This window comes from Thiobacillus sp. (assembly GCF_024708915.1).
This window is the reverse complement of the sequence record NZ_JANJXQ010000054.1, coordinates 1-15,551: the sequence shown is the minus strand read 5'-3', so window position 1 is coordinate 15,551 and position 15,551 is coordinate 1. Positions and strand designations below refer to the sequence as shown.

General features: G+C 65.7%; 14 protein-coding genes and 1 pseudogene. 3 read left to right on the top strand and 12 right to left on the bottom strand.

The window, feature by feature from the left end:
* The 8 genes from Q0L94_RS04365 to flhB form a co-directional block, all read right to left on the bottom strand.
* Window positions 1-1,394 (bottom strand): LON peptidase substrate-binding domain-containing protein (locus tag Q0L94_RS04365; RefSeq protein WP_296750412.1); only part of this gene is annotated, 1,394 nt, incomplete at its 3' end.
* 58 nt (window positions 1,395-1,452) lie between these two features.
* On the bottom strand, window positions 1,453-2,229 hold the full coding sequence (motD, locus tag Q0L94_RS04360; protein ID WP_296750408.1) for a flagellar motor protein MotD: 777 nt from the start codon (window positions 2,227-2,229) through the stop codon (window positions 1,453-1,455).
* Window positions 2,229-2,966 carry a flagellar motor protein gene (locus Q0L94_RS04355; protein ID WP_296750406.1) on the bottom strand — a complete coding sequence of 246 codons (738 nt, stop codon included), beginning with the start codon at window positions 2,964-2,966 and terminating at the stop codon, window positions 2,229-2,231. Before Q0L94_RS04355 ends, motD begins: the two co-directional genes overlap by 1 nt.
* A complete protein-coding gene (locus tag Q0L94_RS04350; protein WP_296750404.1) occupies window positions 2,948-3,679 on the bottom strand; it encodes an RNA polymerase sigma factor FliA in 732 nt (243 codons plus the stop codon). The genes Q0L94_RS04355 and Q0L94_RS04350 overlap by 19 nt, the downstream gene beginning before the upstream one ends.
* 239 nt (window positions 3,680-3,918) lie before the next feature.
* Window positions 3,919-4,797, bottom strand: a complete 879-nt coding sequence (locus tag Q0L94_RS04345; protein ID WP_296750403.1) for a P-loop NTPase — start codon at window positions 4,795-4,797, stop codon at window positions 3,919-3,921.
* The gene (gene flhF, locus Q0L94_RS04340; protein ID WP_296750401.1) at window positions 4,790-6,061 is read right to left on the bottom strand and encodes a flagellar biosynthesis protein FlhF; all 1,272 of its coding nucleotides are present in this window, start codon (window positions 6,059-6,061) and stop codon (window positions 4,790-4,792) included. Before flhF ends, Q0L94_RS04345 begins: the two co-directional genes overlap by 8 nt.
* Complete coding sequence (flhA, locus tag Q0L94_RS04335; protein ID WP_296750399.1) at window positions 6,058-8,139, bottom strand: flagellar biosynthesis protein FlhA; 2,082 nt, start codon at window positions 8,137-8,139, stop codon at window positions 6,058-6,060. The genes flhF and flhA overlap by 4 nt, the downstream gene beginning before the upstream one ends.
* Complete coding sequence (gene flhB, locus Q0L94_RS04330; RefSeq protein ID WP_296750397.1) at window positions 8,136-9,278, bottom strand: flagellar biosynthesis protein FlhB; 1,143 nt, start codon at window positions 9,276-9,278, stop codon at window positions 8,136-8,138. Before flhB ends, flhA begins: the two co-directional genes overlap by 4 nt.
* A 313-nt stretch (window positions 9,279-9,591) precedes the next feature.
* Between flhB and Q0L94_RS04325 the strand changes: the two genes are divergently transcribed.
* Complete coding sequence (locus tag Q0L94_RS04325; protein ID WP_296750395.1) at window positions 9,592-10,806, top strand: multifunctional CCA addition/repair protein; 1,215 nt, start codon at window positions 9,592-9,594, stop codon at window positions 10,804-10,806.
* Between the two features lie 67 nt (window positions 10,807-10,873).
* Here the strand turns inward: Q0L94_RS04325 and Q0L94_RS04320 are convergent, their stop codons facing one another.
* The 4 genes from Q0L94_RS04320 to Q0L94_RS04305 form a co-directional block, all read right to left on the bottom strand.
* Window positions 10,874-12,928 carry an LTA synthase family protein gene (locus Q0L94_RS04320; protein ID WP_296750393.1) on the bottom strand — a complete coding sequence of 685 codons (2,055 nt, stop codon included), beginning with the start codon at window positions 12,926-12,928 and terminating at the stop codon, window positions 10,874-10,876.
* 209 nt (window positions 12,929-13,137) lie between these two features.
* Complete coding sequence (locus Q0L94_RS04315) at window positions 13,138-13,530, bottom strand: hypothetical protein (RefSeq protein ID WP_296750392.1); 393 nt, start codon at window positions 13,528-13,530, stop codon at window positions 13,138-13,140.
* A 50-nt stretch (window positions 13,531-13,580) separates the two neighbouring features.
* Window positions 13,581-14,177, bottom strand: coding sequence for a glycine zipper 2TM domain-containing protein (locus Q0L94_RS04310; protein ID WP_296750390.1), 597 nt, complete (start codon window positions 14,175-14,177; stop codon window positions 13,581-13,583).
* 29 nt (window positions 14,178-14,206) lie between these two features.
* Window positions 14,207-14,491, bottom strand: a complete 285-nt coding sequence (locus Q0L94_RS04305; protein ID WP_296750388.1) for a hypothetical protein — start codon at window positions 14,489-14,491, stop codon at window positions 14,207-14,209.
* A gap of 153 nt (window positions 14,492-14,644) precedes the next feature.
* Between Q0L94_RS04305 and Q0L94_RS04300 the strand changes: the two genes are divergently transcribed.
* Together Q0L94_RS04300 and Q0L94_RS04295 are read left to right on the top strand one after the other, a co-directional pair.
* Window positions 14,645-15,358: a response regulator gene (locus Q0L94_RS04300; protein ID WP_296750386.1), complete on the top strand. Its 714-nt coding sequence runs from the start codon at window positions 14,645-14,647 to the stop codon at window positions 15,356-15,358.
* Window positions 15,355-15,551: pseudogene (locus Q0L94_RS04295) on the top strand (two-component sensor histidine kinase); the annotation flags it as partial. The gene Q0L94_RS04300 and the pseudogene Q0L94_RS04295, both read left to right, overlap by 4 nt.

Genomic DNA, 15,551 nt, shown 5'->3' with positions numbered 1-15,551 from the left:
AGCACTTCCAGCAGCGCACTCGCCGGATCGCCCTGATAGCTGGCGCCGATCTTGTCGATCTCGTCGAGCATGATGACCGGGTTGGCCGACTCAACCTCTTTCAGCGCCTGCACGAACTTGCCCGGCATGGCGCCGATGTAGGTGCGGCGGTGGCCCTTGATCTCGGCCTCGTCGCGCATGCCGCCGACCGAAAAGCGGTAGAACTTGCGCCCCAGCGCCTCGGCGACGGACTTGCCGATCGAGGTCTTGCCGACGCCCGGCGGCCCAACCAGCAGCAGGATCGACCCGGCCATTTCGCCGCGCATCGCGCCGACCGCAAGAAATTCGATGATGCGGTCCTTGACGTCGTCCAACCCGTCGTGGTCGCGGTCGAGGATGCGGCGCGCGCGCTCGAGATCGATCTTGTCCTGGGTATGCACCCCCCACGGCAGCACGGTCAGCCAGTCGAGATAGTTGCGGGTGACGGTGTATTCCGGCGAGCCGGTCTCCAGCAGCGACAGCTTGTGCATTTCCTCGTCGATGCGCTTTTTCGCCTGCTCGGGCAGCGTCAGTTTGGCGAGACGCTCGTTGAAGGTGTCGAGTTCGGCGGTCTTGTCGTCCTTGGCGAGGCCCAGCTCCTTCTGGATCGCCTTGAGCTGCTGGCGCAGGAAGAATTCGCGCTGCTGCTCGCTCATCTTCTCGTCCACTTTTTCGCGGATGTCGGATTGCAGCCGCGCCACGTCGAGTTCCTTCTTCAGCAGCACCAGCACCTTTTCCATGCGCTTTTTCAGGCCGAAGGCTTCCAGCACGTCCTGCAGATCCTGCTTCGACGCGGTGGTCAGGCTGGCGGCGAAGTCGGTCAGCTGGGAAGGCTCGCTGGGACCGAAGCGGTTGAGGAAAAACTTCAGTTCCTCGGAATACAGCGGGTTGAGCGGCAGCAACTCCTTGATGGTGTTGATGATGGCGATGGAGTAGGCGCGGATCTCCGAGGAATCGGGCCTGCCGCTCTCGTTCGGGTACTCGACCCTGACCTTGTAGGGCGCCGTATCCGACAGCCATTCGACGATGCGGAAACGCCGCACGCCCTCGGCGATGAACTGCATCTTGCCGTCGGAACGCACCGGATGGTGAATGCGCACCACCGTGCCGACGCTGCTGAAATCCGCCCGCTTCACGTCGTCGGTATTGTCGGGCTTGACCACGACCAGTCCCACCATGTGGTGCGCGGTTTCGCCGATGGCCTCCACCGTCGGCAGCCATGGCGCCTCGTTCATCAGCAGCGGCAGGGTTTGCGCCGGGAAAAACGGTTTTTCGGTCAGCGGCAGCAGATACAGCTCGGGCGGCAGCGCCGGGGCGGTCGGCAACTGTCTGTCGTCGGAAACGATTTCACCTTCCAGCGCGGGGTCATTGGGCATGATGGTCTTCACAATCCAGTCAACAGGACTCTGAAGTATCGGGCCTATCCGTCCTTTTTCAAGGACGCGGCTGATTCGGCTTGACCGGAATTTCCTCGACGGTGTCCGGCAGGCCGGACAGGATCATCAGTTCGACCCGGCGGTTGCGCGCGCGCCCTTCTGCCGTTTCGTTGGAATCGATCGGTTTGCTGGCCTCGCGTCCGATGGCGAGCAGGCGTTCGGTGGCGATGCCGTTGTCGGCCAGCAGGCGCACCACGCTGGTGGCGCGCACCGCCGACAATTCCCAGTTGGAAGCGAACACCGAGTTGCTGATCGGCACGACGTCGGTATGGCCGGTGATTTCCAGGTTGAACGGCTCGTTCTTCAGGGTGTCCGCCACGGCGCGCAGCACCGCCAGCGATTGCGGCTCCAGTTCAGCCCGCCCCGGCTCGAACAGCACGTTGGCATTGATTTCGATGCTGACGCCGCGCCGGCTCTGGGTCACCCGCACCTTGCCCTCCTTCACCAGCGGCCCCATCACGTCGAGCAGGTTGCCCGCCACCTCGGTCATGTGCGCCTGCTCCTCGATCGCCTGCTGCTGTTTCAGGGTGCGTTGCCTGACTTCCGCAGGCAGTGCCTGCTGCGTCAGTTGCGGCACCGCGACGCCGCCTGCCGGCGACCTGCCGAAGGCATCGCCGAGCGAACTGGCCAGGATGCGGTATTTGTTCTCGCTGACGGCCGAGATGGCGTACATCACCACGAAGAAGGCGAACAGCAGGGTAATGAAGTCGGCGTACGAAATCAGCCAGCGGTCGTGGTTGTCGTGGTCGGATGCGATGCGCCGGCGTCTGCGCATCAGAGGTATCCCTTGAGGCGTGCCTCGATGATGCGCGGATTGTCGCCCTGGGCAATGCCGATGAGTCCGTCGCAGACGATTTCGCGTTCGGTGACCCGGCGGGCGATGGTGAACTTGATCTTGTTGGCGATCGGCAAAAACACCAGGTTGGCCAGACCGACGCCGTAGATGGTGGCGACGAAGGCGACCGCGATGCCGGTCCCCAGCTTGCCGGGGTCGGACAGGTTTTCCATGACGTGGATCAGGCCGATCACCGCGCCCAGGATGCCGAGCGTGGGCGCATAGCCGCCCGCCGCTTCCCACACCCGCGCGGCCTGGCGCTCGGCAGTCTCGAAGCCGACGATCTGCACGTCGAGCGTGTCGCGCAGCTTGGCCGCATCGGCGCCGTCGATCAGCAGCTGCAGCCCGGTTTTCTGGAACGGATCGCGCGTCATGTTGACGTATTTTTCCAGCGCCAGCACACCGTCCTGACGCGCGCCGTGCGACCACTGGACAACCCGGCGGATCAGCGCCTCGGCCTCCGATCCGGGTGGCCGGAAAGCCCATTTCGCCATGCGTATCCCCTTCATGAAAACCGGCAGCGGATGATGCAGCAGCACCGCGGCCAGGGTTCCGATCACCACGATGACGAAAGCGGCGGGCTGCAGGAACAGGCCGATCTGCCCGCCTTCCATCGCCTGGCCGCCGAAAATGGCGGCAACGGCCAGAACCAGCCCGATCAGACTGCCGCGATCCATGCGTCTTCCTTCAGCTTGGTGCGCAGCCGCGCGATGGCCTGGCCGTGCAGCTGGCAGATGCGGGATTCGCTGACGCCGAACACTTGGCTGATCTCGCGCAGGTTGAGTTCCTGTTCGTAATACAGCGACATCAGCAGTTGTTCGCGCTCGGGCAGGTTTTCGATGCCGGCGATGATGCAGGCGCGCAGGTTGGCGTCGAGCAGTTGCGGCAGCGGCATGCCGGCTTCGTCCGCCGACTGCTTGTCGAGGAAGGAGTCGTCCTCGTCGGATTCGCCGAAATCCTCGAAATACAGCAGTTGATGGCCGCGCGCGTCGCCCAGCATGGCCTGGTATTCGGCCAGCGGGATTTTCATCGACGCGGCGATTTCGGTTTCGCTGGGCTGCCGTCCCAACTGATGCTGCAAGGCGCCGATGGCCTGTTCGATCTTGCGCATCGACTGCCGCGCGCTGCGCGGCAGCCAGTCGGACTGGCGCAGCTCGTCGATCATCGAGCCGCGGATGCGCTGGATGGCATAGGCTTCGAACTGCGCGCTCTGCGCCTCGTCGTAGCGGCTGACGGCGTCGAGCAGGCCGATCATGCCGGCCTGCACCAGGTCGTCCTCCTCCACGCTGGGCGGCAGCCGGCCCATCATGTGGTGCGCCAGCCGTTTGACCATGGGCATGTATTGCGTCAGCAGGTCGCTCTTTTCGCTTTTGCCGGTTGCGGTGTACATGATCCTAGAAACCGTGGTTGGACGCGCCCGATGGTGCGTCTGGGTGAGTGACTGCCGCGAAGCGAGGCGGCAGCAGGCCGATGCCTGCAACAACGAGCGACAAAGGCCGGCACTCGACCAGGCGTGCCAGCGGGTGCGTAGCGGACGTACCACGCCGGTGAACACAATCAAAGATAAAAAGGCCAACATCCATACGGAATTCCTTGAAGTTGAGAGCGGTCAACTACGGTTTCTAGGACTCATCTCCTGCAGGCTTCCATCATGCGGCTGCCCTGGATCACGCGCTGCATGAACCCGCCGACGTTGCCCAGGCCGGCCTGCTGCGGCCAGCGCAGCAGGCCATCGGCCAGCTTGCGGAACTGCGAGGTGGACTGGGCGACGGGAAAGGCGTCCACCACGGAAGTGCGCAGGTGGCCCGCGCGGCTCAAGCGCTCGTCCAGCGGGATATAGCCGAGATAATCGACCGACACCCCCAGATAGCGCTCGGCGGTATGGGCGAAATTGCGCGCCACCGCCTGCGCCTGCTCCGGCGATTCCATGCGGTTGAGCAGCAGGCGGAACTGGCGCTTGCCGAAATTGTGCGCCAGCCGTTTGACCAGGGTATAGCCCTGGGTGATCGCCGTGTTGCCGGGCGGCAGCACCACCATGATTTCGGAGGCGGCCAGCCCCAGCGGCAACGCATCCGGGTCGGTGGCCTCTTCCATGTCCACCAGCACCACGTCGACGCCGCATTGCAGGCGGTTGAAGCTCTGCGCCAGCCATTCCTGGTCGCGTTCGGACAGCTGCCCCAGCTTGTTGAAGCAGCCGCCGATCGGCAGCACCTGCACGTTGTCGGGGCCGTCGAGTATCAGCGCATCCAGGGTGCAGCGCCGTTCGAGCACGTCCGACACGTCGAAGCGCGGCGTCAGCCCCAGGGCGGCGCAGGCGCCGCCGCCGTGCCGATCCTGGTCGACGATGAGCACGTCGCGCCCGGAGCGGGCCAATGCCACAGCCAGGTTGGCGGTCGCGGCGGTCTTGCCCGCCCCTTTCTGCCCCGACATCACGGTAATGACCTGAAACCCGGTCTGCCCCAGCAGGCGGCGCAGCCCGGCGGCCTGATCGCCGACGAATTTATCCAAGGGCCACCGCGCTTTCGTGATGGGCCGCCTGGATGCCGGACAGCGCGAATGCCAGTTCGCTGTCGTCCAGCTGCCATGGCGAGGCTTGCGTGCGCGCCTTGAAGGCGCGGTGAATCAGGTACTGGCGATTGGCCAGGTGCAGGTCTTCGGGCACGCGCTGGCCAGTCGCCAGATAGTGCACGCTCAACTGGTGACGGATCGCGCAGTCGAGCGCCGGGCCGAGGCTCGCCGCCTCGTCGATCTTCGACAGGATGCAGCCGTCCAGCCCGCGCGTCTGGTAGGCCTGCACCACTTCGTTCAGGGTGTCGCCATGGCTGGTGGCGTTCAGCAGCAGCAGACGCTTGATCGGCTTGCCGGCCTGGCACAGCATCTCGACCTGCTCGGCGACGGCCTGGTCGCGCTGGCTCATGCCGACGGTATCGATCAGCACCGTGTGCTTGTTGCGCAGCTCCGACAGCGCCAGCCGCAGGTCGGCCGCGTCGCGCACTGCATGCACGGCGACGCCGAGAATCTTGCCATAGATGCGCAGCTGCTCGTGGCCGCCGATGCGGTAGCTGTCGGTGGTCAGCAAGGCCAGCTTGTCGGCGCCGTGGCGCACCACGAAGCGTGCGGCCAGCTTGGCGGTGGTGGTGGTTTTGCCGGCGCCGGTGGGGCCCATCAGGGCGAACACGCCGCCGCCGTCGAGCATGTCGGTTTCGCTCTGCATCACCTGCAGGCGCTTCATCAGGGTGTTTTTCGCCCAGTTCTGCGCCTGCTCCGCATCGCCTTTCGGCAGGGTTTCCAGCAACTCGCGCGCCAGGGTGGCGGAAAAGCCGGCCGCCAGCATGTCGCGCATCACGGCGGCGCCGGCTGGATCGCGTCCCGGCAGATCGCGCCAGGCCAGATCGGCCAGCTGGCTTTCCAGCCGCATCTGCATCGCCTTGATTTCGCCGCGGATTTCACCCACCACGCTTTGCGCCAGCTGGGTGCTGTCCGTACTGGGCACGGCGACCCGCTCGACCAGACGGCGTTTGATGGCGACCGCCGGCGCCGGCTCGGTTTCGTCCTGCACCTCCGCTGCCGGCGTCCTGGCCGGAGCGGGGGTTGCGGGTGCCTCCACCACCGGCGGCGCCATCGAGGCGATGTCTTCCGCCGCCAGGGCCAGCACCTCCACCCCGCCGTCTACGGCGCGGTTGGAGAGAATGACCGCATCGGGCCCGAGCGCATCGCGCAGCTGGCGCATGGCTTCACGGGATGTTTTGGCGACGATTCGTTTGACGTTCATGCTGCTCCTCCTACCAGGGAAGTCACTTTGATCTGTTTGCCTTCGGGCACTTCAGCGTGCGAAAGCACTTTGAGCTGCGGCACGGTACGCCGCAGGAAACGGGCGAGCAGCGGACGCAGCACGGCGGGCGTCAGCAATACCGGGGGATGGCCCAGCGCTTCCTGCCGCTGGGTCGAGGCCTGGGTGCGCTCCAGCAGGGTGTCGGCCAGGCCCGGCTCCATGCCGGCGGCGTCGCTGCCCGCCTGCAGGGTCTGCAGCAGCAGCCGTTCGAGGCCATGGTCCAGTGTGATCACTGGCAGTTCGCTGGCCGAGCCGTAAATCTGCTGCACGATCGAACGGCCCAGCGCCACCCGCACCAGCGCGGTGAGTTCGTGCGGATCCTGCACCCGCGCGGCGTGTTCCAGCAGGGTGTCGATGATGCTGCGCATGTCGCGGATCGCCACGCCTTCGGTGAGCAGGGTCTGCAGCACTTTCTGCACCGTGGACAGCGGCAGCATTTTCGGCACCAGGTCTTCCACCAGCTTGGGCGCGCTCTTTCCCAGGTGGTCGAGCAGCGCCTGCGTTTCCTGCCGTCCGAGCAGTTCTGCGGCATGCTGGCTCACCAGATGATTCAGGTGGGTGGCGACCACGGTGCCGGGGTCGACCACGGTGTAGCCCATCGCCTGCGCCTGCTCGCGCAGGCCGGATTCGATCCACACCGCCGGCAGATCGAAGGCCGGATCGCGCGTGACGACGCCCGGCAGGCTGGCGGTGATGTTGCCCGGGTCGATGGCGAGGAACAGCCCGGTGCGCACTTCGCCGGAGCCGATCTCGACGCCTTTCAGGGTGATGCGGTAGCTGTTCGGATTGATTTCCAGGTTGTCACGGATATGCACCGCGGGCGGCAGGAAACCGATCTCTCTGGCGAATTTCTTGCGGATGCCCTTGATGCGGCGCACCAGTTCGCCATCGGCAGCGCTGTCCACCAGCGGAATCAGGCGATAGCCGACTTCCAGGCCCAGGGTGTCGATGGGCGCGACGTCTTCCCAGCTGGCTTCCTGGCTTTCGACCGCGGCGACGGGCGCGGCCTGCGCCTCCGCCGGTGCTTCCTGCTGTTGCTGCTTGCCGCTGCGGTAGGCCAGCCAGGCCAGGCCGCCCGCCAGCAGCAGAAAGGCGAAGTTCGGCATGCCCGGAATCATGCCCATCAGGCCGAGAATCGCGGCAGTGATATAGAGCGCCTGCCGCTTGCTGAAAACGTTGGACAGCATCTGGCCGGCGATGTCTTCCTCGGTGCTGACGCGGCTGACGATGATGCCGGCGGCAATCGAGATGACCAGTGCCGGAATCTGCGCCACCAGGCCGTCGCCGATCGCCAGCAGGGTGTAGTTGCTCGCGGCGTCGGCCAACGTCAGATCGTGCTGCATCATGCCGATGAGCAGGCCGCCGACGATGGTGACCAGCAGGATCAGGATGCCGGCAATGGCGTCGCCGCGCACGAATTTCGACGCGCCGTCCATCGAGCCGTAGAAGTCGGCTTCCTGGGCGATTTCGGCGCGGCGGCGGCGGGCCTCGTTTTCTTCGATGAGGCCGGCGTTGAGGTCGGCGTCGATCGCCATCTGCTTGCCCGGCATCGCATCGAGGGTGAAGCGCGCGCTGACTTCGGCGATGCGGCCGGCGCCCTTGGTGATGACGATGAAGTTGATGATCACCAGGATGACGAACACGATGACGCCGACCGTGTAATTGCCGCCGACCAGGAAATGGCCGAACGCCTCGATCACCTTGCCCGCAGCGTCCGGGCCGGTATGGCCCTCCAGCAACACCACCCGGGTCGACGCGACGTTGAGCGACAGGCGCAGCAGGGTGGCCAGCAGCAGCACCGTGGGGAAGGCGGCGAATTCGAGTGCCTTCTTGGTCGACAGGCTGACCAGCAGCACCATGATGGAGAGCGCGATGTTGAAGGTGAACAGCATGTCCAGCGCAAACGGCGGCAGCGGCAGCACCAGCATCGCCAGGATGAGGACGATGAAAATCGGTGCCGCCATTGCGCGCGCATTGGCCGGGTTGAAGATCTTCGAAAGACTCAGGGTGCCGTTCATGCGGATGCGTTCAACGGATCGAGTTCAGGGGGAACCGGCAAGGCGGTCGGCGTGTTGGGATACGCCCCGCCCGCCTGCTGGAAATGGCGCAACTGGAACACGTAGGCCAGCACTTCGGCCACCGCCGCATAGAGCGTGGCCGGGATCTCGTCGCCGAGTTCGGTATGGCGGAACAGCGCGCGCGCCAGCGGCGGAGCCTCCAGCAGCGGCACCTTGTGCTCGGCCGCCAGTTCGCGGATTTTCGCGGCGACCGCATCGGCCCCCTTGGCCACCACACGCGGCGCGCGCATCTTGCCTTCGCTGTACTTGAGCGCCACGGCGTAATGGGTGGGGTTGGTCACCACCACGTCGGCGCTGGGGATTTCGGCCATCATGCGGCGGCGTGCCACTTCGCGCTGCTGGGCGCGGATGCGCGCCTTGACGTGCGGGTCGCCCTCCGATTCCTTGTTTTCCTGGCGCAGCTGCTCCTTGGTCATCTTGAGCTTGTTGTAGTAGCTCCACAGCTGATACGGCAGATCGATCACGACGATGAAAATCATCGCGGCCGAAGACAGCAGGAACACCTTGCCGATGAGGTCGCCCATATGCTGGATGGCGAGGGGCGGCGATTCCAGGCTGAGCGAAAAGAGCGCGTCGAGATTGGACCAGATCAGCCACACGGCGACCCCGCCCAGCAAGCCGACCTTGGCCAGCGATTTGACCAGCTCGATCAGACCCTGGCTGGAAAACATGCGCTTGATGCCCGACAGCGGATTCATTCGCTTGAAATCCGGAGCGAATGCCTTGGTGCTGAACAGCCAGCCGCGCAGCAGCAGCGGCGAAGCCAGGGCGGCGATCAGCACCAGCGCCAGGAAAGGCGCCAGCGCCAGCGCGGCATCGAAAAACTGGCTGGATAGCTGCGCCATGACGTAGGCGCTGTCGCGGGCGACGGCCGGCTTGAACTGCAGGCCGCCGCGCACGATCTGCGACATGGCCTGGCCGAGGCCGCTGGCCATCATCCACAGGGCCGCACCGCCGGTCATCAGGACGACGAACGTGGCCAGCTCGCGCGATTGCGGCACCTGGCCGTCTTCGCGCGCCTTCTGCCGCCGCTGTGGCGACGGGGCTTCTGTCCGTTCCTGATCGCTTTCTTCAGCCATCCCTGATTTCACCTGTGAAATGAGCCCTGCCGTCCGCGAAGCAGAGGCGGGCTTTCTTAGGCTGGATTATTGGCCACGCCCGGCGCGGGCGATCGGGGGAATAAGGGTGGATTTGACCTGCTATTTCGCGCCTAGTGTCGCGACTCGGAAATAGGGGAACGCAATGAAACGGATGGATTTTTTCGCAGGGCAAGGCGCGAGGAGGCGACATAGTCGACTCTATGGCAACGACGAGCAACGCCGCCATGCGGAAAAAGACGCCGTTTCATGTTGCGATATTTCCGGGTCACGACGCTAGGCCCGCTGCGCCGCCATGAAAACCTATATCGTGGGCGGCGCAGTGCGTGACCGGTTGCTGGGCCTGCCGCTGGCCGACCGCGATTACGTCGTCGTCGGCGCCACGCCCGACGACATGATCGCGCTGGGCTACCAGCCGGTCGGCAAGGATTTCCCCGTCTTCCTGCACCCGCAAACGCACGCGGAATACGCCCTGGCGCGTACCGAGCGCAAATCCGGACAGGGCTACAAGGGATTCAAGGTGTACGCCGCGCCGGACGTCACCCTGGAAGAGGATCTGCGCCGCCGCGACCTCACCATCAACGCGATGGCCGAGGATACGGCCGGCACGCTGATCGATCCCTATGGCGGGCAGGACGATCTGGACGCGCGCGTCTTTCGCCATGTGAGCGAGACATTTGCCGAAGATCCGGTGCGTATCCTGCGGGTGGCGCGCTTCGCCGCCCGTTTCACCGACTTTGCCGTCGCCCCGGAAACCAACACACTGATGCGGTGGATGGTGGACAACGGCGAAGTCGATGCGCTGGTGCCCGAGCGGGTGTGGCAGGAAGTCGCGCGCGGCCTGATGGAAGCGCAGCCGTCGCGCATGTTCCAGGTGTTGCGCGACTGCGGCGCGCTGGCCCGGCTCTTCCCCGAAATCGACCGCCTGTTCGGGGTGCCGCAGCCGCCCGAACATCATCCCGAAGTCGATACCGGCGTGCATGTCATGCGGGTAGTCGACTGGGCGGCGCGCCAGGGTTTTAGCCTGCCGGTGCGCTTCGCGGCATTGACCCACGATCTCGGCAAGGGCACGACGCCGCCCGAGTTTTGGCCCAGACATCATGGCCACGAAGCCCGAAGCGCAGACCTGGTGCGTGCGCTGAGCGAGCGTATCCGTGTGCCGGTCGACTGCCGCGAGCTCGCCGTCGCGGTGGCGCGCGAACACGGCAACGTCCATCGCGCACTGGAATTGCGTCCCGGCACGGTCGTCGAACTGCTGGAGCGCGTCGATGCGTTCCGCCGCCCGGAGCGTTTCGAGGAATTTCTGCGCGCCTGCGAATGCGATTTCCGCGGCCGGCCCGGTTACGAGGACAAAGCATTTCCCGCGCCGGCGTATCTGCGGCAGGCGCTGCAGGCGGCGCAGACCATCGATGCCGCCGGGGTGGCGCGCCAGGCCGACCCCGCGCGGATCCGCGACGCGATCTTTCAGGCGCGGACCCAGGCGGTGGCAGCCTGGCGCGCGCGCACCTAGGCCCGGAAACATTTCCCGCACCCGGCCGGCATGGGGGTGCGTGGCGCCGGCCCTCGCCCGGCGGATTTCAGAAACCGTCGCGGGGCGCTTGGCGGCTGCCGGCCCGCTCCCGCAGCTCGGTCTGGGTCGAAGCAGGGATGCCGGGCGTTCGCTGTGACGGTGCAAGCTGCTCTTCGTCGCGATACAGGCCATGGCGGAACACGTACGCCGCATGCTGATAGAACGCGGTCGCTTCCTGCTGCAGCGCCGGGTCGGCGCGCGGCGCCACGGGCAGGTTCTGCGCATCGACGGCAAAGACTTCCGCTTTGCGCCGGGGCTGCAACACGGCCAGGCGGCCGTTTTTCAGATAGCCCAGCGTCTGGTAGTTGGCGACGAAGGCGCGGTCGCCCGCTGGCGGGGCGTGCAGGATATCCCGCCCGAAGAACTTGCTGTAGTAGGGCGTCCCGAGCATGCCCAGCAGCGTGGGCGCAATGTCGATCTGCGACATGAGCCGCTCCACCCGCTGCGGCTTGAGGTGTTTGGGCGCGTAGAAAAACAGCGGAATCCGGTACTTGTCCACCGGGATGTTCACCGTGCCGCGTGCATTGGCGCCATGGTCTGCGGTGACGATGAACAGGGTGTCGTCGAACCAGTCCTGCTTGTGCGCCTCGGCGAGCAGATGGCCGATGGCGTAGTCGGCATACTTCACCGCGCCCTCGCGCCCGCTGCCCGAGGGGATGTCGATACGGCCCGCCGGGTAGGTGTAGGGGCGATGATTGCTGGTGGTCATGATGTGCACGAAGAACGGCCGCGAACCCTCGCCGCGCTGCACCGAACGATGGATATGGCCGATGCTGTCGAGCACGTGGTCGAACAGGAACTCGTCAGCGACGCCCCAGATATTGGCGAAGCCGATGCGTTCGGCGGGAATGTCGGTGCGGTCGATGGTGCGGTAGTCGTTGCGGTCGAAAAAGGCGTTCATGTTGTCGAAGTAGCCGTAGCCGCCGTAGGCGAAGCGCACTTCGTAGTTGAAATCCTCGAGCACGCTGCCGAGCGAGAACAGTTCCTCGTTCCTGGGGCGCCGCACGATCGACTGGCCGGGCGTCGGCGGCAGCGCCAGCGCCAGTGCCTCCAGGCCGCGCACGGTGCGGTTGCCGGTGGCGTAAACGTTCGAGAACCACAGGCCTTCCCGCGCCAGCCGGTCCAGGTTTGGCGTCAGGCCGCGTGGATTGCCATAGGCGCCGAGAAATTCCGCGCCCATGCTTTCGATGCTGATCAGCACGACGTTGAGGCGCTGCGGCGCCGCGGCCGACGGGACGAACCGCTCCACTGCGCCGGCAGGCTGTTTCTCCAGCCATGCGCCGCCGTCCTGCGCCAGCGTGCTGCGCACGATGGAGAAAGCCTGCTGCGGCGGCAGCGCGGCATAGAAGCGTTCGAAATCCAGCTCGTTGCGGCGGTTGGCAGCGAAGAAGGAATAGATGCCATTGCCGGCCAGTTCGTTGACATGATCGCTGGTGCTGCGGTTCTTGATGTCGCCATCGAGGCCAGCGGCCAGCCCCGCCACGGCGACCGCCCAGGCGCCGACCCAGAGCAGACGGGAACGCCAGGACCAGGGCGCGCGGGCGGCGGCATAAATGCGGCGCATGAAAGGCAGCCACCACAACACCGCCAGGACCGCGAGTCCGGCAAGGACTTTCCCGACCGGATAGCTCTCGCGGATGTTGCCGATGACCTCGTGCGAATAGAGCAGATAATCGACGGCAATGAAATTGAAGCGGGCGCCGAATTCTTCCCAGAAGAACCATTCCGCCACCGCGGTCAGCAGCAACACGAAGGTCAGCGCGATCAGCAGCAGCATGCCGGCTACGCGCACCACATGCCAGCGCGCGAAGCGGTCTGGCATCAGCGCTAGCAGCAGGACTAGCGGTGCCGTGAAATACACGGCCGCCGCCAGATCGAACAGCAGGCCGAAGCCGAAAATCTGCACATGGGAAGCAATGCCCGGCGGAATGCTCACTTCCGGCCGCGTCATCAGGACCAGACGGGTCGCCATGGCGAACACGATCAGGGTCAGGGCGAGGGCAAAGGCAGGGAGCAGGCGCTGCGGGGGGGATGCGTTCGGCATGGGCGTGGGCCAGTTCATGGCAGGGTGAGATGTCCGGGGCAGTGATGGTAGGCCAAGTCGGCACGACGCTCCAGCAGGACATGCCGGAACGAGAGCCGAGCTGCGGGAAACGCTGCACTGCAGCCTGTCAAGCATCGCGCACGGCGGCACCCCGCCGCCGTGCGCTTTGAAAACCCGCGCCCACGCATTGAAACCGGGTCCGGTGAAGCCTTGGACCCGGTTGCGATTCAGTCGCGGCCGTGACGGCGGTGCTCGCGATAGTCGCGGCGCCCGTCGCGGTCATGGCGCCGGGCATCGTGGCGCCAGTCATTGTCACGATGCTTCCAGTCGCGGCGCCCATCCCAGCGATGCCCGTAATCGCGGTAGTGGTGGACATGCTGGACGCGATGGCGCGGCGGCAGCACGATGGTGTGGCCGGGCCGGTATGACGTGTGCGTCCAGTAGCGGCTGCCGCCGGACTCGTACAACACGCGGAAGCCGTCGTGATGGCGGCTGCCAAACGAGATGACGAACTGCGGTTCGACCGTTATCACGCGGCCGTGGCCATAATTGCCGCCATGGGCGAAGCTGGCGCTGGAGGCGGTCAGGAGGGCGGTTGCAATCAGCAGGGTGCGTAGCATGGTTCTACTCCTTTCAAGGTTGGGATACGGCGCTACACGGGGTGCGTGCGTCAATCGTCCCAGTTGTCGCGGCGGTCGTTCCAGCGCTCGTTGCGCCGGTCCTCGGCCACGGAAAAGTTGCCATTCAGGGTCAGCCAGTTGCCCGGGTCATAAGGCAGACGGGTGCTGTATTCGCGGCCCTGGAAGCGGTAGCGCACGTCGTAGCCGCTGATCACCTGACGGTAGTCGTCGTGGGTGCGGCAGCGCTCTACCTGACGCGGATGCGATTCGTAGCGGCTGCCGCCGTCGTTCCAGCGGTCGCCCACCACCGCGCCGCTGGCTGCGCCGACCGCGGCGGCGGCGACCTTGCCGTTGCCCTTGCCGACCGTGGCGCCAAGCAGGCCGCCGGCGATGGCGCCGAGCACGGCTCCTCCCGTGTTGCTGCCGTTGCGGATGCTGCGTGTGTCATAGCCGACGGTTTCGGTCCAGCATTCGCGGCGCGGCTCGTTGATGGTGTCGTAGACCGGGGTGCTGGCCAGCACCTTGACGCGCGTGGTGAAGCCGTCGTCGCGGCCGTGACCGGCCTGCGCGGCGCCGCTGACGGCAAGCAGTGCGGCAAGCAGAATGCGCTGATGTCCTGCGGTACGCTTCAGGGAATGTGCATTCATCGTGACTCTCCTCATTCAACAGTGCAAATTCAGCGACGCTCGCGGGGGCGGCGGTCCGGCTCGGGCCGTTCCTGCTGGCGGCGCTCGTAGCCGTAGCCGTAACCTGGCGGCTCGTTGCGTTCGGCCTCGCGTCCCGTCGCGCGGCGCTGATCGGGCTTGTGGGCATCGCGCCGATCCGGGCGGGCTTCGTTGCCGCGGTCGCGCTTGGCCACGATGAAAGCGCCATCCATGTAATCCGGTGCCGCGTGAACCGGACTGGCCAAAGCCAGTCCCAGTGCTGCCAGTCCGATAATCCAGGTTTGCCGTGTGTCCATCGTGATCTCCATATCCGTGGCCGCATTGTTTTGCTTCCACGCTTCGCAGTTTGGTTGAGGAAAGTAAGCGCACTGTTTCACGCCAGGGCGATTTTGTAACAGTGTGTAACCGGGATGGGAATAGCCCAGCATCCCCGCTGCTATAGTTGCCGCATGCAGAAAGACACCATTTACGTCACCGACGACGACCCCGGCATTCGCGAGCTGGTGGCCGAATACCTGACCAGCCAGGGCTACGCGGTCGAGACGGCGGAAGACGCAGTCTCGCTCGATCGCCTGTTGAACGCCCGGCTGCCGGCGCTGCTGGTGCTCGACTGGATGATGCCGGGCGAGGATGGCTTGTCGGTGGCGCGACGGCTGCGTGCGCAGCCGGGGTTTCCGCCCATCATCATGCTGTCGGCAAAGGGCGAGGACATCGACCGCATCATCGGCCTCGAGGTCGGCGCCGACGATTACCTGCCCAAACCGTTCAATCCGCGCGAACTGCTGGCGCGCATCCGCGCGGTGTTGCGGCGGCAGGGCGGCGTGGCCGTGCCGGCACCGGCCGAAACGGGCAGACTGGTGCGCTTCGGTCCGTTCAGCGTCAACCTCGATGCGCGCACCCTCAGCCGCGACGGCAGCGAAATCACGTTGACCGGCGGCGAGTACGAACTGCTGGAAATCTTCGTCACCCATGCCAACCGCGCGCTGTCGCGCGACTGGCTGATGGACCAGTTGCGCGGCTTCGAGCGCGACCCGTTCGACCGCAGCATCGACGTGCGGGTGAACCGCCTGCGCAAGAAAATCGAGGACGACCCCGCCAACCCGGCCTATATCCGCACCCAGCGCGGGCAGGGCTATCTGTTCGTGCCGCAGGGGAAAGGGTGAAGCGCATTGCCCGCTCGCTGTACGCCCGCACAGCACTGACGCTGGCGCTTGCCTTCATCGTGTTCCAGGCGGCGGCGTTCTGGGTGGTGTATCGCACCCTGATCGTCCCGGTGGCGGAACGCTCGGCGGACGACCTGGCCGGATTGATCGTGCTGTCGGCGCAGACCTGGGTGGAGCTGCCGCCGCCGACGCG